Source organism: Streptomyces sp. NPDC001507 (genome assembly GCF_042894765.1).
In the GTDB taxonomy this organism is placed as follows: domain Bacteria; phylum Actinomycetota; class Actinomycetes; order Streptomycetales; family Streptomycetaceae; genus Streptomyces.
The window spans coordinates 376,243-396,979 of sequence record NZ_JBIAVV010000007.1; the positions used below are offsets into that span (position 1 = coordinate 376,243).

16 protein-coding genes and 2 pseudogenes are annotated in these 20,737 nt (G+C 71.0%); all 18 read left to right on the forward strand.

Annotated features, from left to right (window positions below):
* The first annotated feature begins 289 nt into the window (after positions 1 to 289).
* The 18 genes and pseudogenes from ACFY0K_RS24290 to ACFY0K_RS24375 all read left to right on the forward strand — a co-directional run bounded on the left by ACFY0K_RS24290 (position 290) and on the right by ACFY0K_RS24375 (position 20,680).
* Positions 290 to 2,056 (forward strand): DUF5941 domain-containing protein, encoded by a 1,767-nt coding sequence (locus ACFY0K_RS24290; RefSeq protein WP_390641627.1) that lies wholly within the window; start codon positions 290 to 292, stop codon positions 2,054 to 2,056.
* Complete coding sequence (locus tag ACFY0K_RS24295; protein ID WP_390641628.1) at positions 2,053 to 2,805, forward strand: sugar phosphate nucleotidyltransferase; 753 nt, start codon at positions 2,053 to 2,055, stop codon at positions 2,803 to 2,805. The genes ACFY0K_RS24290 and ACFY0K_RS24295 overlap by 4 nt, the downstream gene beginning before the upstream one ends.
* Positions 2,793 to 3,854: an iron-containing alcohol dehydrogenase family protein gene (locus ACFY0K_RS24300; protein ID WP_390641629.1), complete on the forward strand. Its 1,062-nt coding sequence runs from the start codon at positions 2,793 to 2,795 to the stop codon at positions 3,852 to 3,854. Before ACFY0K_RS24295 ends, ACFY0K_RS24300 begins: the two co-directional genes overlap by 13 nt.
* 13 nt (positions 3,855 to 3,867) lie before the next feature.
* Complete coding sequence (locus ACFY0K_RS24305; RefSeq protein ID WP_390641630.1) at positions 3,868 to 4,611, forward strand: CDP-alcohol phosphatidyltransferase family protein; 744 nt, start codon at positions 3,868 to 3,870, stop codon at positions 4,609 to 4,611.
* 8 nt (positions 4,612 to 4,619) lie between these two features.
* Positions 4,620 to 5,492, forward strand: a complete 873-nt coding sequence (locus tag ACFY0K_RS24310; protein ID WP_351956418.1) for a glycosyltransferase — start codon at positions 4,620 to 4,622, stop codon at positions 5,490 to 5,492.
* Positions 5,493 to 5,714: 222 nt separating this feature from the next.
* Positions 5,715 to 6,644, forward strand: a complete 930-nt coding sequence (locus ACFY0K_RS24315; RefSeq protein ID WP_351955933.1) for an ABC transporter permease — start codon at positions 5,715 to 5,717, stop codon at positions 6,642 to 6,644.
* A complete protein-coding gene (locus ACFY0K_RS24320) occupies positions 6,637 to 7,416 on the forward strand; it encodes an ABC transporter ATP-binding protein (protein ID WP_351955934.1) in 780 nt (259 codons plus the stop codon). The genes ACFY0K_RS24315 and ACFY0K_RS24320 overlap by 8 nt, the downstream gene beginning before the upstream one ends.
* 358 nt (positions 7,417 to 7,774) lie before the next feature.
* Positions 7,775 to 8,677, forward strand: coding sequence for a squalene synthase HpnC (gene hpnC / locus ACFY0K_RS24325; protein WP_390641631.1), 903 nt, complete (start codon positions 7,775 to 7,777; stop codon positions 8,675 to 8,677).
* A complete protein-coding gene (hpnD, locus tag ACFY0K_RS24330; protein ID WP_390641632.1) occupies positions 8,674 to 9,627 on the forward strand; it encodes a presqualene diphosphate synthase HpnD in 954 nt (317 codons plus the stop codon). Before hpnC ends, hpnD begins: the two co-directional genes overlap by 4 nt.
* A pseudogene (locus ACFY0K_RS24335) lies at positions 9,627 to 9,704 on the forward strand (DUF6380 family protein); the annotation flags it as partial. The gene hpnD and the pseudogene ACFY0K_RS24335, both read left to right, overlap by 1 nt.
* A pseudogene (gene hpnE, locus ACFY0K_RS24340) lies at positions 9,695 to 11,185 on the forward strand (hydroxysqualene dehydroxylase HpnE); the annotation flags it as partial. The pseudogenes ACFY0K_RS24335 and hpnE, both read left to right, overlap by 10 nt.
* Positions 11,182 to 12,318 carry a polyprenyl synthetase family protein gene (locus tag ACFY0K_RS24345; protein ID WP_351955938.1) on the forward strand — a complete coding sequence of 379 codons (1,137 nt, stop codon included), beginning with the start codon at positions 11,182 to 11,184 and terminating at the stop codon, positions 12,316 to 12,318. The pseudogene hpnE and the gene ACFY0K_RS24345, both read left to right, overlap by 4 nt.
* A 117-nt stretch (positions 12,319 to 12,435) precedes the next feature.
* Positions 12,436 to 14,427: a squalene--hopene cyclase gene (gene shc, locus ACFY0K_RS24350; RefSeq protein ID WP_390641633.1), complete on the forward strand. Its 1,992-nt coding sequence runs from the start codon at positions 12,436 to 12,438 to the stop codon at positions 14,425 to 14,427.
* Positions 14,427 to 15,068 (forward strand): 1-hydroxy-2-methyl-2-butenyl 4-diphosphate reductase, encoded by a 642-nt coding sequence (locus ACFY0K_RS24355; RefSeq protein ID WP_382726558.1) that lies wholly within the window; start codon positions 14,427 to 14,429, stop codon positions 15,066 to 15,068. Before shc ends, ACFY0K_RS24355 begins: the two co-directional genes overlap by 1 nt.
* Before the next feature lie 5 nt (positions 15,069 to 15,073).
* Positions 15,074 to 16,096, forward strand: coding sequence for an adenosyl-hopene transferase HpnH (gene hpnH / locus ACFY0K_RS24360; RefSeq protein ID WP_089107242.1), 1,023 nt, complete (start codon positions 15,074 to 15,076; stop codon positions 16,094 to 16,096).
* A 4-nt stretch (positions 16,097 to 16,100) separates the two neighbouring features.
* On the forward strand, positions 16,101 to 17,258 hold the full coding sequence (gene ispG, locus ACFY0K_RS24365; RefSeq protein WP_390641634.1) for a flavodoxin-dependent (E)-4-hydroxy-3-methylbut-2-enyl-diphosphate synthase: 1,158 nt from the start codon (positions 16,101 to 16,103) through the stop codon (positions 17,256 to 17,258).
* 27 nt (positions 17,259 to 17,285) lie between these two features.
* The gene (dxs, locus tag ACFY0K_RS24370) at positions 17,286 to 19,298 is read left to right on the forward strand and encodes a 1-deoxy-D-xylulose-5-phosphate synthase (RefSeq protein WP_390641635.1); all 2,013 of its coding nucleotides are present in this window, start codon (positions 17,286 to 17,288) and stop codon (positions 19,296 to 19,298) included.
* A complete protein-coding gene (locus tag ACFY0K_RS24375; RefSeq protein ID WP_390641636.1) occupies positions 19,295 to 20,680 on the forward strand; it encodes an aspartate aminotransferase family protein in 1,386 nt (461 codons plus the stop codon). Before dxs ends, ACFY0K_RS24375 begins: the two co-directional genes overlap by 4 nt.
* The last annotated feature ends 57 nt before the right edge of the window (positions 20,681 to 20,737 follow it).

A 20,737-nucleotide genomic window follows, 5' to 3' on the forward strand; every position in this document is an offset into this window, starting at 1 on the left:
CTCGGGTGCCGGGCCGGGCGCCGCGGGCGACCGGCCCGGCACCCGAGGCGCGGTGTCCCCAATGCCCGTTCTGCGATCGCCATTTGTGGGCCGGGGCCCGGATCGCGGATGATGATCTCGGCAAAGGCAGGGGCAGAGCGGGCCGACCGTGCCGTGAACGGCCGGTGAACAAGCAGTCCTCACCATCCGCTAACCTCTGCCGAATGCCGTCCGGGGGCCACCAGGCACACCCCGCCCCACCACGCAGCAGACCGGCGTCCGGACGCCGGCACCCAGGGAGTGAGTTCGGTTGTCGACCGCCATCGTCACCGGTCCGCCGGTGCCCGGATCGTCACTGGAGAGCGATCTGCGGGCCCTCGGCTTCGAGGTGCGGGCGGCGTCGGACACCGCCGAGGCCGAGGCCCTGCTCACGGCCGTACCCGCCGACCGGCGCGTCGCCGTCGTCGACGCCCGCTTCGTCGGCCACGTGCACGCCCTGCGCCTCGGCCTCACCGACCCCCGCTTCCCGCTCGCCGCGATCCCCGGCGCCGTCACCGCCCAGCCGGCCGCCCGTCCGGCCCTGGCCCGGGCGCTGGCCCGGGAGGCCGCCGCCGGCGGCGCCACCGCCCTCGCCGTGGACGGCCTGGTCACCGCCCTGGACGCCGACGTCCACCGCCCCGAGCTGGGCAGCCTGGTCGCCGCCGTCCCCACCGACCCGCAGGTCCGCAACGAGGCCCGGCAGGCCGTCGCCGGCGTGGACGACGAGGCGATACGCCTCAAGTCGGCCGTGAAGTCCCGGGACGGCTTCTTCACCACCTTCTTCGTCAGCCCGTACTCGCGGTACATCGCCCGCTGGTGCGCCCGGCGCGGACTGACCCCCAACCAGGTCACCACCGCCTCGCTGCTCACCGCCCTGATCGCCGCGGCCTGTGCGGCCACCGGTACCCGGACCGGCTTCGTCGCCGCCGGCGTCCTGCTGATCTGCTCGTTCGTCCTGGACTGCACCGACGGCCAGCTCGCCCGCTACTCCCTGCAGTACTCCACCCTCGGCGCCTGGCTGGACGCCACCTTCGACCGGGCCAAGGAGTACGCCTACTACGCGGGCCTCGCCCTGGGCGCCGCCCGCGGCGGCGACGACGTGTGGGCCCTCGCCCTCGGCGCGATGATCCTGCAGACCTGCCGGCACGTGGTCGACTTCTCCTTCAACGAGGCCAACCACGACGCCACCGCCAACACCAGCCCCACCGCCGCCCTCTCCGGCAGGCTCGACAGCGTCGGCTGGACGGTCTGGGTGCGCCGGATGATAGTCCTGCCCATCGGCGAACGATGGGCACTGATAGCCATCCTCACGGCCGCTACCACCCCGCGGATCACGTTCTACGTGCTGCTGGCCGGCTGCGCCTTCGCCGCCACCTACACCACGGCCGGACGGGTGCTGCGGTCGCTGACCCGGAAGGCCAGGCGGACGGACCGGGCGGCGCGGGCCCTCTCGGACCTGGCGGACAACGGTCCGCTCGCCGGGTTCGTGTCCCGCACCCTGCGCGCGCCGCTCGGCTCCCCCTTCCTGGTGGCCCTCGCCGGCGTGGCGGTTCTCACCGTCTCCCTCTTCTCCGGTGTGACGTGGGCCCCGGTCGCGGGCGCCGTCGTCTACGCCCTCGCCTCCGGCCAGGCCCTGGCCCGGCCCCTCAAGGGCGCCCTCGACTGGCTGGTCCCGCCCCTCTTCAGGGCCGCCGAGTACGGCACCGTCCTCGTCCTCGCAAGCAAATCCGGGGTGAACGGAACCCTTCCCGCGGCTTTCGGTCTGGTGGCCGCCGTCGCCTACCATCACTACGACACGGTGTACCGCATCCGCGGCGACGCCGGGGCGCCGCCGGCCTGGCTGGTACGTGCCGTCGGGGGGCAGGAGGGGCGGACGCTGCTCGTCACCGTCCTGGCCGCGGTGCTCACCGCCGCGCAGTTCAAGGCCGCGCTCACGGTCCTCGCCGTGGTCGTGGCCGGGCTGGTGCTCGTCGAGAGCATCCGCTTCTGGGTGTCCGCAGGGGCGCCCGCCGTACACGACGAAGGAGAACCCGCATGATCGGCCTCGTGCTGGCGGCCGGCGCCGGCCGGCGTCTGCGCCCCTACACCGACAGCCTGCCCAAGGCGCTGGTGCCGGTGGGGCCCGCCGGGATAGAGGACTCGATCACGGTGCTCGACCTGACCCTCGGAAACTTCGCCGAGATCGGCCTGACCGAGGTCGCGATCATCGTCGGCTACCGCAAGGAGGCCGTCTACGAGCGCAAGGCGGCCCTGGAGGCCAAGTACGGGCTCAAGCTCACCCTCATCGACAACGACAAGGCCGAGGAGTGGAACAACGCCTACTCCCTGTGGTGCGGCCGTGACGCCCTCAAGGACGGTGTGATCCTCGCCAACGGCGACACCGTGCACCCGGTCTCCGTCGAGAAGACGCTGCTCGCCGCCCGCGGCGACGGCCGGCGGATCATCCTCGCCCTGGACACCGTGAAGTCCCTCGCGGACGAGGAGATGAAGGTCGTCGTCGACGCCGGCAAAGGCATGACGAAGATCACCAAGCTGATGGACCCCGCCGAGGCCACCGGCGAATACATCGGCGTCACCCTCATCGAGGGCGACGCCGCGCCCGAGCTGGCCGACGCGCTGAAGGCGGTCTGGGAGACCGACCCGCAGCAGTTCTACGAGCACGGCTACCAGGAGCTGGTCAACCGCGGCTTCCGCATCGACGTCGCGCCGATCGGCGACGTCCGGTGGGTCGAGATCGACAACCACGACGACCTCGCCCGGGGACGGGAGATCGCGTGCCAGTACTGACCCGGCTGATCCCCTCGCCCGTCGTCGTCGACATCCGCCCGGGGGCCCTCGACGACCTCGCCGGCGTGCTCGCCGACGAACGCATCTCGCACTCCGGCCGGCTCGCGGTCGCCGTCAGCGGCGGCTCCGGTTCGCAGCTGCGCGAGCGCGTCTCGCCGAGCCTGCCCGGCGCCACCTGGTACGAGGTCGGCGGCGGCACCCTCGACGACGCGATCCGGCTGGCCGGCGAGATCAAGGCCGGCCACTACGACGCGGTCGTCGGCCTCGGCGGCGGCAAGATCATCGACTGCGCCAAGTTCGCCGCGGCCCGGGTCGGCCTGCCGCTGGTCGCCGTCCCGACGAACCTCGCGCACGACGGCCTGTGCTCGCCCGTCGCCACCCTCGACAACGACGCGGGCCGCGGCTCGTACGGCGTGCCGAACCCGATCGCGGTCGTCATCGACCTCGACGTCGTCCGGGAGGCCCCGGCGCGCTTCGTGCGCTCCGGGATCGGGGACGCCGTCTCCAACATCTCGGCGATCGCGGACTGGGAGCTGTCCCACCGCGTCACCGGCGAGAAGATCGACGGTCTGGCGGCCGCCATGGCCCGGCAGGCCGGCGAGGCGGTGCTGCGCCACCCCGGCGGCATCGGCGAGAACGACTTCCTGCAGGTCCTCGCCGAGGCGTTGGTGCTCAGCGGGATCGCCATGTCGGTGTCGGGCGACTCCCGCCCGTCCTCCGGCGCCTGTCACGAGATCAACCACGCCTTCGACCTGCTCTTCCCGAGGCGTGCCGCCAGCCATGGCGAGCAGTGCGGGCTCGGCGCGGCCTTCGCGATGTACCTGCGCGGAGCCCACGAGGAGTCCGCGTTCATGGCCGATGTGCTGCGCCGGCACGGACTGCCGGTGCTGCCTGAGGAGATCGGCTTCACCGTGGACGAGTTCGTCCGGGTCGTCGAGTTCGCCCCGGAGACCCGGCCCGGCCGCTACACCATCCTCGAACACCTCGACCTCAAGACCCACCAGATCAAGGACTTCTACGTCGACTATGTCAAGGCCATCGGTAGCTGAACTCCGTCCGGTCGTGCACCCCGTGGGGGTCAAGGACCGGCGCAGCGGTGAGCACTGGATGGGGCGCCTCTACATGCGTGAGGTGTCCCTGCGGGTCGACCGCTACCTGGTGAACACCAGGGTCACGCCCAACCAGCTCACGTACCTGATGACCGTCTTCGGCGTCCTCGCCTGCCCGGCCCTGCTGGTGCCGGGCGTCTGGGGCGCGGTGCTCGGCGTGGTCTGCGTCCAGATGTACCTGCTGCTCGACTGCGTCGACGGCGAGGTGGCCCGCTGGAAGCAGCAGTACTCGCTGGGCGGCGTCTACCTGGACCGGGTCGGTGCCTACCTCACCGACGCCGCCGTCCTGGTGGGCCTCGGGCTGCGTGCCGCGGACCTGTTCGGCAGCGGCCGCATCGACTGGCTGTGGGCCTTCCTGGGCACCCTGGCCGCGCTCGGCGCCATCCTGATCAAGGCCGAGACCGACCTGGTGGGCGTGGCCCGGCACCAGGCCGGCCTGCCGGTGGTCAAGGAGGCCGCCGCCGAGATGCGCTCCTCCGGGATGGCGCTCGTCCGCCGGGCCGCCGCCCTGTTCCGGTTCCACCGGCTGATCCTCGGTATCGAGGCCTCGCTGCTGATCCTGCTGCTCGCCGTCGCCGACCACTACCACGGCGACCTCTTCTGGACCCGGCTCGGCACCGCCGTGCTGGCCGGCATCGCGCTGCTGCAGACCCTGCTGCACCTGGTCTCGGTCCTCGCGTCGAGCAGGCTGCGGTGAGCGCCGGGCTGAAGGTCGGCGCGGTCGTCATCACCATGGGCAACCGCCCCGACGAACTGCGCGCCCTCCTCGACTCGGTCGCCAAGCAGGAAGGCGACCGGGTCGAGGTCGTCGTCGTCGGCAACGGCTCGCCCGTCCCGGACGTGCCGGACGGCGTCCGCACCCTGGAGCTGCCCGAGAACCTCGGGATCCCCGGCGGCCGCAACGTCGGCATAGAGGCCTTCGGCCCCAGCGGCCGCGATGTCGACATACTGCTCTTCCTCGACGACGACGGTCTGCTCGCCGAGCACGACACCGCCGAACTGTGCCGCCAGGCGTTCGCCGCCGACCAGCGGCTCGGCATCATCAGCTTCCGCATCGCCGACCCGGACACCGGCCAGACCCAGCGCCGGCACGTGCCGCGGCTCCGGGCCTCCGACCCGATGCGCTCCTCCCGGGTCACCACCTTCCTCGGCGGCGCCAACGCCGTCCGCACCCAGGTCCTCGCCGAGGTCGGCGGCCTGCCGGACGAGTTCTTCTACGCCCACGAGGAGACCGACCTGGCCTGGCGGGCCCTGGACGCCGGCTGGATGATCGACTACCGCTCCGACATGGTCCTCAACCACCCCACCACGGCCCCCTCCCGGCACGCGGTCTACCACCGGATGGTCGCCCGCAACCGGGTCTGGCTGGCCCGCCGCAACCTGCCCGCCCTCCTGGTGCCGGTCTACCTCGGGGTGTGGATGCTGCTGACCCTGGTGCGCCGCCCCTCCCGCCCCGCCCTGCACGCCTGGTTCGCCGGCTTCCGCGAGGGCTGGACCACCCCGTGCGGACCCCGCCGCCCGATGCGCTGGCGGACCGTGTGGAAACTCACGCGACTGGGCCGTCCACCGGTGATCTGACAAGCTCTGAGGTGCGTGTCCGCGCGTACGGCGTGCGGACACGCCTCGGGAACGGCCGTGCACGGCGGACGGACGCCCCCGGGGAATGTGTCTGACGGCGGGGACGTGTCGTCCCCAGTAGCACAATTCCGTAAGGCGAACGTAAGAAGCATCCGAGGGCGGGTTCGAAGGCGAATCCGACGACGGACGCGAAGACGGATCCGAAGACGAAGGCATCCACCCTTGAGTGAGACAACGCATGACGGCGGGATCGCGGTGACCGCGGTGCCGTCCCCCGACGAGGGCCTCACGGCGGCGCAGCTGGCCGCCAGGTACGGGCTCGCGGTGAGCGGCGCACGCCCCCCGCTGGCCGAGTACGTACGCCTGCTCTGGGGACGGCGCCACTTCATCCTGGCCTTCTCGCAGGCGAAGCTCACGGCCCAGTACAGCCAGGCCAAGCTCGGCCAGCTCTGGCAGGTGGCCACGCCGCTGCTCAACGCGGCGGTGTACTACTTCATCTTCGGCGTGATCCTGCACGCGAGCCGGGGCATGTCGCAGGACGTCTACATTCCGTTCCTGGTCACCGGCGTGTTCACCTTCACGTTCACCCAGAGCTCGATCATGACGGGCGTGCGGGCGATCTCGGGCAACCTCGGTCTGGTGCGTGCACTGCACTTCCCGCGGGCCTCGCTGCCGATCTCCTTCGCGCTCCAGCAGCTCCAGCAGTTGCTGTTCTCGATGATCGTCATGGTCGCGGTGGTGGTCGGCTTCGGCAGCCGGCCGGGCCTGTCCTGGGTGCTGGTCGTCCCGATCCTGTTCCTGCTGTTCCTCTTCAACACCGGCCTGGCCCTCGTCGTGGCCCGGCTGGGCGCCAAGACGCCGGACCTCGCCCAGCTGCTGCCGTTCATACTGCGCACCTGGATGTACATGTCCGGTGTGATGTTCTCGATCACCAAGATGATGGAGGGCCGGCCGGAGTGGGCGCGCACGCTGCTCCAGGTCAATCCCGCCACCGTCTTCATGGACCTGATGCGCTTCGCCCTCATCGACGGCTACGGCGCCTCGAACCTGCCGCCGCACGTCTGGGCCGTCGCGCTGGCCTGGGCCGTGGTCGTGTTCGCCGGTGGTTTCGTGTACTTCTGGAAGGCTGAGGAGCGGTACGGCCGTGGCTGAGCAGAGCATAGGGGAGCGGATCCCCACCGTCATCGCGGAGGACGTGCACATCGTCTACCGCGTCAACGGCGCCAAGACCGGCAAGGGCAGCGCGACGGCCGCCCTCAGCCGCATCTTCAGGCGCGGCGACGAGCGGGGCGTCCGCAAGGTGCACGCGGTCCGCGGCGTCTCCTTCGTCGCCTACCGCGGCGAGGCCATCGGCCTGATCGGCTCCAACGGCTCCGGCAAGTCCACCCTGCTGCGTGCCATCGCCGGCCTGCTGCCCGCGGAGAAGGGCAGGGTCTACACCAACGGCCAGCCCTCGCTGCTCGGTGTCAACGCGGCCCTGATGAACGACCTCACAGGTGAGCGCAACGTCATCCTGGGCGGCCTGGCCATGGGCATGTCCCGCGAGGACATCCGGGCCCGCTACCAGGAGATCGTCGAGTTCTCCGGCATCAACGACAAGGGCGACTTCATCACCCTGCCGATGCGCACCTACTCCTCCGGCATGGCGGCCCGCCTCCGCTTCTCCATCGCGGCCGCCAAGGACCACGACGTCCTCATGATCGACGAGGCGCTGGCCACCGGTGACGCGGCTTTCCGCAAGCGCTCCGAGGACCGGATCCGGGAACTGCGCGAGCACGCCGGCACGGTGTTTCTGGTCAGTCACAACAACAAGTCGATCCGCGACACGTGCGACCGCGTGCTGTGGCTGGAGCGCGGTGAGCTGCGCATGGACGGCCCGACCGAAGAGGTGCTCAAGGAGTACGAGAAGTTCACGGGCAAGTAGCCCCGTCCGGCCCAGGCCCCGCCGGAACCTTTCCGGCGGGGCCCGCGTCTGCAAAGGAAACGTCAACTCGGGCTCGCCTTAGGAATCTTGACGCCAATCGGTGTGTTGTTGTGATCTGCGGGACACCCCGACGAACCTCGATGCGTTGTACAACGTAAGCTGTACCGGTCCCGGAAAGCGGCAAGAGGGGCGATAATGCGCGACACCCTCCGCCGGGCCGCCCCGCGGGCCGCTGGGCGGCGTGTCCGAAATAGTGTGTATTGGGTCGGCAGTGTAGAACGGGAGATGTGACGGCAATGGCTACGGAAACTCCCCAGCTCAACGCAGGCCGCGCCGTCCCCGCCCCGGGCAGCGAACGGTGACGGCAGCCGGCCCGGTGCGCACCGGAGGCCCGGAGCGCGGCACCCTGGACAAGGCCGCGGACGAGAACTTCCCCGTGGCCCCTTTCTTCCTGCCGAAAGCCTGGCGCGACGACCTGATGGCGGTGTACGGCTTCGCCCGCCTCGTCGACGACATCGGCGACGGTGACCTCGCCCCCGGCGGCGCCGACGCCCGCCTCCTCGGGGTCTCTCCGGAGCAGGCCGAGGACCGCCTGGTCCTGCTCGACGCCTTCGAGGCCGACCTGCGACGCGTCTTCGACGCCGTCCCGCACCACCCCCTGCTGCGCCGCCTGCAGCCCACGGTCCGCCGCTGCGGACTGACCCCCGAGCCCTTCCTCGGCCTGATCGCGGCCAACCGCCAGGACCAGCTCGTCAAGCGCTACGAGACCTACGACGACCTCCTCGCCTACTGCGAGCTGTCCGCCAACCCCGTCGGCCGTCTGGTCCTCGCCGTCACCGGTACCTCGAACTCCGAGCGCATCCGGCTCTCCGACTCGATCTGCACCGCACTCCAGATCGTCGAACACCTCCAGGACGTGGCCGAGGACCTCGGCCGCGACCGGATCTATCTGCCCGCCGAGGACATGAAGCGCTTTCACGTCCAGGAGGCGGATCTCGCCAGGAAAACCGCAGGCGCATCGGTGCGTGCACTGGTTGCATACGAAGCACAACGCGCCCGCGATCTCCTGAATGAAGGCGCCCCCCTTGTGGGTAGCGTCCACGGCAGGTTGAAGCTGCTGCTTGCGGGGTTCGTGGCGGGGGGAAGGGCGGCGGTCCATGCGATCGCCGCCGCCGAATACGACGTACTTCCCGGCCCGCCCAAGCCCGGCAAGGGCCGGTTGCTGCGTGAGGTGGGCGTGACTCTGCGAGGAGAGGGGTGATCCGGACCGTGGACTCTCCCACACACGTGTCCGCACCGGTACTCGCCGCCTACAGCTACTGCGAGACGGTCACCGGACAGCAGGCACGGAACTTCGCCTACGGCATCCGGCTGCTCCCGGCGCCCAAGCGGCGCGCCATGTCGGCGCTCTACGCGTTCTCCCGGCGTGTCGACGACATCGGCGACGGCGAGCTGGCGGACGACGTGAAGGCGGCCCGCCTGGAGGACACCCGGGCGCTGCTGGCCCGGGTCCAGGACGGCGCGGTCGCCGAGGACGACACCGACCCGGTCGCGGTCGCCCTCGCCCACGCCGCCCAGGCCTTCCCGATCCCGCTGGGCGGCCTGGACGAGCTGATCGACGGCGTCCTGATGGACGTCCGCGGCGAGACCTACGAGACCTGGGACGACCTCAAGGTCTACTGCCGGTGTGTGGCCGGCGCCATCGGCCGGCTCTCGCTCGGCGTGTTCGGTACGGAACCGGGGGCGCGCGGCGCCGAGCGCGCGCCGGAGTATGCCGACACGCTCGGGCTCGCGCTCCAGCTCACCAACATCCTCAGGGACGTCCGCGAGGACGCCGGCAACGGCCGTACCTATCTGCCGTCCGACGACCTCGCCAAGTTCGGCTGCTCGGCCGGGTTCCACGGGCCGACCCCGCCGGAGGGCTCCGACTTCGCCGGTCTCGTGCACTTCGAAGTACGGCGCGCCCGTGCCCTTTTCACCGAGGGCTACCGGCTGCTGCCCATGCTCGACCGGCGCAGCGGCGCCTGTGTCGCCGCCATGGCCGGTATCTACCGCCGCCTGCTCGACCGCATCGAGCGCGAACCCGAGGCGGTGCTGCGCGGCCGGGTCTCACTGCCGGGACGCGAGAAGGCGTACGTCGCCGTGCGTGGCCTGTCCGGACTCGACACCCGGCGCCACACCTCCCGCCTGACCGCCAGGAGGCGCGCCTGATGGACACAGTGGGCCAAGGTGACTCCACCGGAGAGAAACGGCAGGCAACCCTCCGGCCAGGCGTGGCGTCCCTGACTGCGACGGCCCGACCTGCCCCGTTCCACCGGCACGGCGGGCGGGCAGGGGAGGAAGCACGATGACCGACGGCACGCGATCCGAGCGGACGCACGACGACATCCCGTCCGGGCGTACCGCGGTCGTGATCGGCGGCGGCCTCGCGGGCATCACGGCCGCACTCGCGCTCGCCGACGCGGGGGTGCGCGTCACCCTGGTCGAAGGCAGGCCGAGGCTCGGCGGGCTCGCCTTCTCCTTCCAGCGCGGCGACCTGACCGTGGACAACGGCCAGCACGTGTACCTGCGTTGCTGCACCGCCTACCGCTGGTTCCTCGACCGCATCGAGGGCACGGCGCTGGCACCGCTGCAGGACCGCCTCGACGTACCCGTCCTCGACCTCGCCAAGCAGGAGGGGCGGCGCCTGGGCAGGCTCCGGCGCGACCCGCTGCCCGTCCCCCTGCACCTGGGACGCAGCCTGGCCGCCTATCCGCACCTCTCGCTCGCCGAACGGGCCAGGGTCGGACGTGCCGCGCTCGCGCTCAAGGGGCTCGACCTCACCGATCCGAGCCTGGACACACAGGACTTCGGCAGCTGGCTGGCCGCCCACGGCCAGTCGGCGCGTGCCGTCGAGGCCCTGTGGGACCTGGTCGGGGTCGCCACCCTCAACGCGGTCGCGGGCGACGCCTCGCTGGGGCTCGCCGCGATGGTGTTCAAGACCGGTCTGCTGTCCGACCCGGGCGCGGCCGACATCGGCTGGGCCCATGTGCCGCTGGGCGAACTGCACGACCGGCTGGCCCGCAAGGCGCTCGACTCCGCGGGCGTGCGTACCGAGGTCCGTACACGCGTCACCTCCGTCTCCACCAACGAGAACGGAACCTGGAGCGTTCAGGTTCCCGGCGAGACGCTCACCGCCGACGCCGTCGTGCTCGCCGTCGCCCAGCGCGAGGCGTACGACCTGCTCCCGGCCGGTGCCCTCGACGCCCCGGAGAACCTGCTGGAGATCGGCACCGCGCCGATCCTCAACGTCCACGTGGTCTACGACCGCACGGTGCTCACCAAGCCGTTCTTCGCGGCCCTCGGCACCCCCGTCCAGTGGGTGTTCGACCGCACCCACGCCTCCGGTCTGCGCACGGGACAGTACCTCGCGCTCTCCCAGTCGGCCGCCCAGGACGAGATCGACACCCCCGTGGCCGACCTGCGCGAGCGCTATCTGCCCGAGCTGGAACGACTGTTGCCCGCGGCGCGCGGCGCCCGGGTGCAGGACTTCTTCGTGACCCGGGAGCGCACGGCGACGTTCGCCCCCACCCCCGGCGTCGGGCGGCTGCGGCCCGGCGCCCGCACCAAGTCACCCGGCCTCTACCTGGCCGGAGCGTGGACCGCCACCGGGTGGCCCGCGACCATGGAGAGTGCGGTCCGCAGCGGTGTCAGCGCGGCCGATGCCGCGTTGCGCACCCTGGGCCGGCCCCGCCCCCGTCACCTCTTCGAGTTCGAGGAGGCGGCGTGACGCTCGACCAGCAGGCGGCAGGCCCCCGCACCCCCGGTACCGCAACAAGAGGAGAAACTGTGCCCACTGTGCCCCCGGCCTCGAAGGGCGCTCGAGAGACCGCAGTGGACGTGACCGCGCTCCTGGAGCGCGGCCGGACCCTTGCCACACCGGTACTGCGGGCGGCCGTCGACCGCCTGGCACCTCCCATGGACACCGTGGCCGCCTACCACTTCGGCTGGATCGACGCCGAGGGCAACCCCGCCGACGGCGACGGCGGCAAGGCCGTACGCCCCGCGCTCGCCGTGCTCTCCGCCGAGGTCACCGGCGCCGCCCCCGAGGTCGGCATCCCCGGCGCGGTCGCCGTCGAGCTCGTGCACAACTTCTCCCTGCTGCACGACGACCTGATGGACGGCGACGAACAGCGCCGGCACCGCGACACCGTCTGGAAGGTGCACGGCCCCGCCCAGGCCATCCTGGTCGGCGACGCCCTGTTCGCCCTCGCCAACGAGGTCCTGCTGGAACTCGGCACCGTCGAGGCCGGCCGTGCCACCCGCCGGATCACCACCGCCACCCGCGCCCTGATCGACGGCCAGGCCCAGGACATCTCCTACGAGCACCGCGACCGGGTCAGCGTCGAGGAGTGCCTGGAGATGGAGGGCAACAAGACCGGCGCCCTGCTCGCCGCCTCCAGCTCGATCGGCGCGGTGCTCGGCGGCGCCGACGACCGCACCGCCGACACCCTGGAGAAGTACGGCTACCACCTCGGCCTCGCCTTCCAGGCCGTCGACGACCTGCTCGGCATCTGGGGCGACCCGGAGGCCACCGGCAAGCAGACCTGGAGCGACCTGCGCCAGCGCAAGAAGTCCCTGCCGGTCGTCGCCGCGCTCGCCGCGGGCGGGCCCGCCTCCGAGCGGCTCGGCGAGATCCTCGCCGCCGACGCCAAGAGCAGCGACTTCGAGAACTTCTCGGAGGAGGAGTTCGCCGCCCGTGCCGCCCTCATCGAGGAGGCCGGCGGCCGCGAGTGGACCGCCGAGGAAGCCCGTCGTCAGCACACCATCGCCATCGAAGCCCTCCACGCCGTCGACATGCCCGACCGGGTACGGGCGCAGTTCACGGCGCTGGCCGACTTCGTCGTCGTACGAAAGAGATGATCATTATCGGTCGAATAGTCCTCGCGTAGTCGCCGGCCGGTGCGAACGCGCAGCCAGCACCGGCCGACGGCGGACCCACAGCAGAACGATTTCGCACGACTGCACGAAGGGGAAGCCATGACAGCGACGACCGACGGAAGCACCGGGGCCACCCTGCCGCCCCGGGCCGACTCGGCCAGCACCGAACTCACCACCCCCGTGACGGCCGGGGTGCAAGAAGCCGCCGAACGCGCCGTACGGCGTGCCACCGACCATCTGCTCGCCCAGCAGGACGCGGAGGGCTGGTGGAAAGGTGACCTGGAGACCAACGTCACCATGGACGCCGAGGACCTGCTGCTCCGTCAGTTCCTCGGCATCCGCGACGAGGCCACGACCGCCGCCGCCGCGCTCTTCATCCGCGGCGAGCAGCGCGAGGACGGCACCTGGGCCACCTTCTACGGCGGCCCCGGCGAACTCTCCACCACCATTGAGGCGTACGTCGCCCTCCGGCTGGCCGGCGACGCGCCGGACGCCCCCCATATGGCGAAGGCGTCGGCCTGGATCCGCGAGCGCGGCGGGATCGCCGCCGCCCGGGTCTTCACCCGGATCTGGCTGGCCCTGTTCGGCTGGTGGAAATGGGAGGACCTGCCGGAACTCCCGCCGGAACTCCTGTACTTCCCCAAGTGGTTCCCGCTCAGCATCTACAACTTCGGCCAGTGGGCCCGCCAGACCATCGTGCCGCTGACCGTGGTCTCGGCCAAGCGTCCGGTGCGTCCGGCCCCCTTCCCGCTGGACGAGCTCCACACCGACCCGGCCGACCCGAACCCGCACCGGCCGCTTGCCCCGGTGGTGAGCTGGGAGGGCGTCTTCCAGCGGCTCGACAAGGTTGTCCGCGGCTACCGCAGGGTCGCGCTGGGCCGGCTGCGCGGCTCCGCCCTGAAGTCCGCAGCCCGCTGGATCGTCGAGCGCCAGGAGAACGACGGCGCATGGGGCGGCATCCAGCCCCCGGCCGTGTACTCGGTGATCGCCCTGCATCTGCTCGGCTACGACCTCGAACACCCCGTGATGCGCGCGGGCCTCGAGTCGCTGGATCGTTACGCCGTGTGGCGCGAGGACGGCGCCCGGATGATCGAGGCCTGCCAGTCCCCGGTGTGGGACACCTGCCTGGCGACCATCGCCCTGGCCGACGCCGGACTCCCCGCCGACCACCCGCAGCTCGTCAAGGCCGCCGACTGGATGCTCGGCGAGCAGATCGTCCGCCCCGGCGACTGGGCGGTCAAGCGGCCCCAGCTCCCGCCGGGCGGCTGGGCGTTCGAGTTCCACAACGACAACTACCCCGACATCGACGACACCGCCGAGGTCGTCCTCGCGCTGCGCCGGGTCAGGCACCACGACCCGGAGCGGATGGAGAAGGCCATCGGGCGCGGGGTGCGCTGGAACCTCGGCATGCAGTCGAAGAACGGCGCCTGGGGCGCGTTCGACGTCGACAACACCAGCCCGTTCCCCAACCGGCTGCCGTTCTGCGACTTCGGCGAGGTCATCGACCCGCCGTCGGCCGACGTCACCGCGCACGTCGTGGAGATGCTCGCCTTCGAGGGCATGTCCCACGACCCGCGCACCCGGCGCGGCATCGAGTGGCTGCTCGCCGAACAGGAGCCGAACGGCGCCTGGTTCGGGCGCTGGGGCGTCAACTACGTCTACGGCACCGGGTCGGTGGTACCCGCGCTCACCGCCGCCGGGCTGCCGGCCTCGCACCCGGCCATCCGGCGCGCGGTGACCTGGCTGGAGCAGGTCCAGAACGAGGACGGAGGATGGGGCGAGGACCTGCGCTCCTACAAGTACGCCGACGACTGGAGCGGCCGCGGCGCCTCCACCGCCTCCCAGACGGCGTGGGCGCTGATGGCGCTGCTCGCGGCGGGGGAGAAGGACGCCAAGGCCGTCGAGCGGGGCGTCCGGTGGCTGGCCGAGACCCAGCGCGAGGACGGCTCCTGGGACGAGCCGTATTTCACCGGCACCGGCTTCCCCTGGGACTTCTCCATCAACTACCACCTGTACCGGCAGGTCTTCCCGCTCACCGCGCTCGGCCGCTACCTGTACGGCGAGCCCACCCCCGAGGCAGAGGGGGCCTGATGAGCGCCACGCCCGCGCCGGCCCCGCTGCTGATCGCCTGCGCACTCGGCATCGAGCACCTCGCCCTGCGCGCCGGCGAGAGGGGCGGCTCGGGCGGACCCGTCACCGTGCTGCGCACCGGCATGGGCCCCAGGGCGGCGGAACGGTCCGTCACCCGGGCCCTGGCCGATCCCGCGCTCGCCGGCGCCGCGGTCCTGGCGACGGGCTTCTGCGCGGGACTCGCCCCCGGCATGCACCCCGGCGACCTCGTCGTCGCCGAGGAGACCCGGGACCCCCGCGGCAGCGTCCCGTGCGTGGGCACCGAACTCCTCGTGAAGGAACTCGTACGGACCCTGCCCGGCCGCACCGTCCACACCGGACCGGTCACCGGCTCCGATCATGTCGTCCGCGGTCACGAGCGGTCGGATCTGCTCGCAACCGGCGCGATCGCGGTCGACATGGAATCGGCGGCCACGCTCCTGAGCGCCGTGCACGCGGGCGAGCGCCCGGTTGCGGCCGTCAGAGTGGTCGTGGACGCTCCAGAACATGAACTCGTCCGGATCGGCACGGTGCGCGGTGGAATATCTGCTTTCCGCGTCCTTCGATCCGTTCTTCCAGCTTTCTTCGAATGGCACCGTTCTTTGCTGCTCCCCCGGAGGTGAGCCAGATGGCCATGCCGCTGCGTCAGTCGATCAAGGTCGCTACTTACTTGGCCGAACAGAAGCTCCGCAAGCGGGACAAGTTCCCGTTGATCGTGGAGCTGGAACCCCTCTTCGCGTGCAACCTGAAATGTGAGGGCTGCGGCAAGATCCAGCACCCGGCAGGGGTGCTGAAGCAGCGCATGCCGGTCGCGCAGGCGGTCGGTGCGGTGCTGGAGTCCGGCGCTCCGATGGTGTCCATCGCGGGCGGCGAGCCCCTGATGCATCCTCAGATCGACGAGATCGTGCGGCAGTTGGTGGCGAAGCGGAAGTACGTCTTCCTGTGCACCAACGCGATGCTGCTGCGCAAGAAGATGGACAAGTTCACGCCCTCGCCGTACTTCGCCTTCGCGGTGCACATCGACGGGCTGCGCGAGCGGCACGACGAGTCCGTTGCGAAGGAGGGCGTGTTCGACGAGGCGGTGGAGGCCATCAAGGAGGCCAAGCGGCGCGGCTTCCGGGTGACCACCAACTCGACCTTCTTCAACACGGACACCCCGCAGACCATCATCGAGGTGCTCAACTTCCTCAACGACGACCTCAAGGTCGACGAGATGATGATCTCGCCCGCCTACGCCTACGAGAAGGCCCCCGACCAGGAGCACTTCCTCGGCGTCGAGCAGACCCGCGAGCTGTTCAAGAAGGCCTTCGCGGGCGGCAACCGCAAGAAGTGGCGGCTCAACCACTCCCCGCTCTTCCTGGACTTCCTGGAGGGCAAGGTCGACTTCCCGTGCACGGCCTGGGCGATCCCGAACTACTCGCTCTTCGGCTGGCAGCGCCCCTGCTACCTGATGAGCGACGGGTACGTGCCGACGTACCGCGAACTCATCGAGGAGACCGACTGGGACAAGTACGGCCGCGGCAAGGACCCGCGCTGCGCCAACTGCATGGCGCACTGCGGCTACGAGCCCACCGCCGTCCTCGCCACCATGGGGTCGCTCAAGGAGTCGCTGCGCGCGATGCGCGAGACGGTCTCCGGGAACCGGGAGTAACGGCATGACCGCGGTGTCCCTGGGCCTCCCGGAGGTCCCGGCCCGGCCGGTCGCCGAGCGGCGCCGGTCGCGGCAGATCCACGTCGGCCCGGTGCCGGTCGGGGGCGGCGCCCCGGTGTCGGTGCAGTCGATGACCACCACCCGCACCTCCGACATCGGCGCCACCCTCCAGCAGATCGCCGAACTCACCGCGTCCGGCTGCCAGATCGTCCGCGTCGCCTGCCCCACGCAGGACGACGCGGACGCCCTGGCGACCATCGCGCGGAAGTCCCAGATCCCGGTGATCGCGGACATCCACTTCCAGCCGAAGTACGTCTTCGCGGCCATCGAGGCCGGCTGCGCGGCGGTCCGCGTGAACCCCGGCAACATCAAGAAGTTCGACGACCAGGTGCGGGAGATCGCGCGGGCCGCCAAGGACCACGGCACCCCGATCCGCATCGGGGTCAACGCGGGCTCGCTCGACCGGCGACTGCTGGAGAAGCACGGCAAGGCCACCCCCGAGGCGCTGGTCGAGAGCGCTCTGTGGGAAGCCTCGCTCTTCGAGGAGCACGACTTCCGGGACATCAAGATCTCGGTCAAGCACAACGACCCGGTCGTCATGATCGAGGCGTACCGGCAGCTCGCCGCCCAGTGCGACTACCCGCTGCACCTCGGGGTCACGGAGGCCGGCCCGGCCTTCCAGGGCACGATCAAGTCGGCCGTCGCCTTCGGGGCGTTGCTCTCGCAGGGCATCGGTGACACGATCCGCGTCTCGCTGTCCGCCCCGCCCGCCGAGGAGGTCAAGGTCGGCATCCAGATCCTGGAGTCGCTGAACCTCAGGCAACGGCGCCTGGAGATCGTCTCCTGCCCGTCCTGCGGGCGCGCCCAGGTCGACGTCTACAAGCTGGCGGACGAGGTGACGGCGGGCCTGGAGGGCATGGAGGTGCCGCTGCGCGTCGCCGTCATGGGCTGCGTGGTCAACGGCCCCGGCGAGGCACGGGAGGCCGACCTGGGGGTCGCCTCCGGCAACGGCAAGGGGCAGATCTTCGTCAAGGGCGAGGTCGTCAAGACCGTGCCCGAGTCGAAGATCGTGGAGACCCTCATCGAGGAAGCGATGAAGATCGCCGAGCAGATGGAGCAGGACGGCGCCGGGTCCGGAGCACCCGCCGTCACGGTGAGCTGAACAGCACGGACCGAGAGGGGGCCGAGCGTGACGATTCTGGAGACCATCCGGGGACCACGCGACCTGAAGGCGCTGTCCGAGGCGGAACTCGGCGAACTGTCCGAAGAAATACGCGAGTTCCTGGTGCACGCGGTCGCCAGGACCGGCGGCCACCTCGGGCCCAACCTGGGCGTCGTGGAGCTGACCGTCGCACTGCACCGGGTCTTCGAGTCCCCGGCCGACCGCATCCTGTGGGACACCGGCCACCAGAGCTACGTCCACAAGCTGCTGACCGGCCGTCAGGACTTCTCCAAGCTGCGCGGCAAGGGCGGCCTGTCCGGATACCCCTCGCGCGAGGAGTCCGAGCACGACGTCATCGAGAACAGCCACGCCTCCACCGCGCTCGGCTGGGCCGACGGCCTCGCCAAGGCCCGCCAGGTGCAGGGGGAGAAGGGCCACGTCGTCGCGGTCATCGGCGACGGCGCGCTGACCGGGGGGATGGCCTGGGAGGCGCTCAACAACATCGCGGCCGCCAAGGACCGGCCGCTGATCATCGTCGTCAACGACAACGAGCGGTCGTACGCGCCCACCATCGGCGGCCTCGCCAACCACCTCGCCACGCTGCGCACGACGGACAGCTACGAGAGGGTGCTGGCCTGGGGCAAGGACGTGCTCCTGCGCACCCCCGTCGTGGGCAACACCATCTACGAGTCCCTGCACGGCGCCAAGAAGGGCTTCAAGGACGCCTTCGCCCCGCAGGGCATGTTCGAGGACCTGGGCCTCAAGTACGTCGGCCCGATCGACGGCCATGACATCAGAGCCGTCGAGTCGGCGCTGCGGCGCGCGAAACGTTTCCACGGGCCGGTGCTCGTGCACTGCCTCACGGAGAAGGGGCGCGGCTACGAGCCCGCCCTCGCCCACGAGGAGGACCACTTCCACACCGTCGGCGTGATGGACCCGCTCACCTGCGAGCCGCTCGCGCCGTCCAACGGCCCCTCCTGGACCTCGGTGTTCGGCGACGAGATCGTCCGCATCGGCGAGGAACGGGACGACGTCGTGGCCATCACCGCGGCCATGCTGCACCCGGTCGGCCTCGGCAAGTTCGCCGAGCGCTTCCCCGGCCGGGTCTGGGACGTCGGCATCGCCGAGCAGCACGCGGCAGTCTCGGCGGCCGGCCTCGCGACCGGCGGCCTGCACCCGGTCGTCGCCGTCTACGCCACGTTCCTGAACCGTGCCTTCGACCAGTTGCTGATGGACGTGGCGCTGCACCGCTGCGGGGTGACGTTCGTCCTGGACCGGGCGGGCGTGACGGGAGTGGACGGCGCGTCGCACAACGGCATGTGGGACATGTCGATCCTCCAGGTCGTCCCCGGCCTCAGGATCGCCGCCCCGCGCGATGCCGAACAGCTGCGGCTCCAGCTGCGCGAGGCGGTCGCCGTGGACGACGCGCCGACCCTGGTGCGGTTCCCGAAGGAGTCGGCGGGCCCGGAGATCCCGGCGGTCGACCGGGTCGGCGGGATCGACGTCCTGCACCGCGGGGAGGATCCGCGGGTGCTGCTGGTGGCGGTCGGCGTGATGGCACCCGTCTGCCTGCAGGCCGCGGAGCTGCTGGCCGCGCGGGGGATCGCCTGCACGGTCGTCGACCCTCGCTGGGTCAAGCCGGTGGATCCCGCGCTGCCGGGTCTGGCGGCCGAGCACGAGCTGGTCGCCGTCGTCGAGGACAACAGCAGGGCGGCCGGGGTGGGCGCGGCGGTGGCGCTGGCGCTGGGCGACGCCGAAGTGGACGTGCCGGTGCGGAGGTTCGGGATTCCCGAGCAGTTCCTGGCGCACGCCAAGCGGGGAGAGGTGCTGGCCGACATCGGGCTGACGCCGGTGGAGATCGCCGGTGCCATCGGGGCGGGTTTCGAGAGGCGGGGGGTTCAGGGCGCCGAAGGGGGTGCGGCGGGGGGTCGTGTGGCGGGTGCGGGCTCGTCCGGACTGGTCGCGCAGTTCCCCGCGCCCCTGAGGGGCGCCTCAGTCGAGGGCGCTGTCATGGATGGCGCTTACGAGGAGAAAGAATGAGCAAGGAGTTCGACCTCGGGGCGCTGCTCGCCGCGCGCGGCGCCGAGCGCTACGAGTTGCACAGCAAGTACCTGAACCACCAGCTCCCGCGCATGCTGCACACCATCGGCTTCGACAAGGTCTACGAGCGGGCCGAGGGCGCGCACTTCTGGGACGCGGACGGCAACGACTACCTGGACATGCTCGCCGGGTTCGGGGTGATGGGGCTGGGCCGCCACCACCCTGTCGTCCGCAAGGCCCTGCACGACGTCCTGGACGCCCAGCTGGCCGACCTCACCCGCTTCGACTGCCAGCCGCTGCCCGGGCTGCTCGCCGAGCGGCTCCTCGCGCACAGCCCGCACCTGGACCGGGTGTTCTTCGGCAACAGCGGCACCGAGTCGGTGGAGACGGCCCTGAAGTTCGCCCGTTTCGCCACCGGCAGACCCCGCGTCCTCTACTGCGACCACGCCTTCCACGGCCTGACCACCGGCTCGCTTTCGGTCAACGGCGAGGACGGCTTCCGGGACGGCTTCGCCCCGCTGCTGCCCGACACCGCCGTACCCCTCGGTGACCTGGACGCGCTCGCCCGGGAGCTGAAGAGGGGCGACGTGGCCGCCCTGATCGTCGAGCCGATCCAGGGCAAGGGCGTGCACGAGGCGCCGCCCGGCTACCTGCGGGCCGCACAGGAGCTGCTGCACAAGCACAAGGCCCTGCTCATCGCCGACGAGGTGCAGACCGGCCTCGGCCGCACCGGCGACTTCTACGCCTACCAGCACGAGGAGGGCGTCGAGCCGGACCTGGTGTGCGTGGCCAAGGCGCTGTCCGGCGGGTACGTCCCGGTCGGCGCCACCCTCGGCAAGGACTGGATCTTCAAGAAGGTCTACTCCTCCATGGACCGCGTCCTGGTCCACTCGGCCAGCTTCGGCGCCAACGCCCAGGCCATGGCCGCCGGTCTCGCCGTCCTCTCCGTCATGGAGAACGAGCAGATCGTCGCCAATTCCCGGGCCGTGGGGGAGCAGCTCAGGTCCCGGCTCGCCGCCCTGACCGACAAGTACGAGCTGCTCGCCGAGGTACGCGGCCGGGGCCTGATGATCGGCATCGAGTTCGGCCGGCCCAGCTCGCTGAAGCTGCGCAGCCGCTGGACCATGCTGCAGGCCGCCCGCAAGGGCCTGTTCGCCCAGATGGTCGTCGTACCGCTGCTGCAACGGCACCGGATCCTCACCCAGGTCTCCGGCGACCACCTGGAGGTGATCAAACTCATCCCGCCGCTGGTCGTCGACGAGTCCGACGTGGACCGCTTCGTGGACGCCTTCACGGACGTCATGGACGACGCCCACAGCGGCGGCGGCCTGATGTGGGACTTCGGCAGGACGCTGATCAAGCAGGCGGTGGCCAACCGCTAGCCTTTTGCCTGCGAGGCAAAAAAATTGCCTCGCAGGCAAAGCTGCGGCTGAATGGAG

Excerpts from the sequence above, each read along its gene's own strand:
- ACFY0K_RS24295 (WP_390641628.1), top strand. The coding sequence starts at position 2,053 with ATGATCGGCCTCGTGCTGGCGGCCGGCGCCGGCCGGCGTCTGCGCCCC.
- ACFY0K_RS24355 (WP_382726558.1), top strand. The coding sequence starts at position 14,427 with ATGAGCGCCACGCCCGCGCCGGCCCCGCTGCTGATCGCCTGCGCACTC.
- shc (WP_390641633.1), top strand. The coding sequence starts at position 12,436 with ATGACAGCGACGACCGACGGAAGCACCGGGGCCACCCTGCCGCCCCGG.
- ACFY0K_RS24375 (WP_390641636.1), top strand. The coding sequence starts at position 19,295 with ATGAGCAAGGAGTTCGACCTCGGGGCGCTGCTCGCCGCGCGCGGCGCC.
- ispG (WP_390641634.1), top strand. The coding sequence starts at position 16,101 with ATGACCGCGGTGTCCCTGGGCCTCCCGGAGGTCCCGGCCCGGCCGGTC.
- hpnH (WP_089107242.1), top strand. The coding sequence starts at position 15,074 with ATGGCCATGCCGCTGCGTCAGTCGATCAAGGTCGCTACTTACTTGGCC.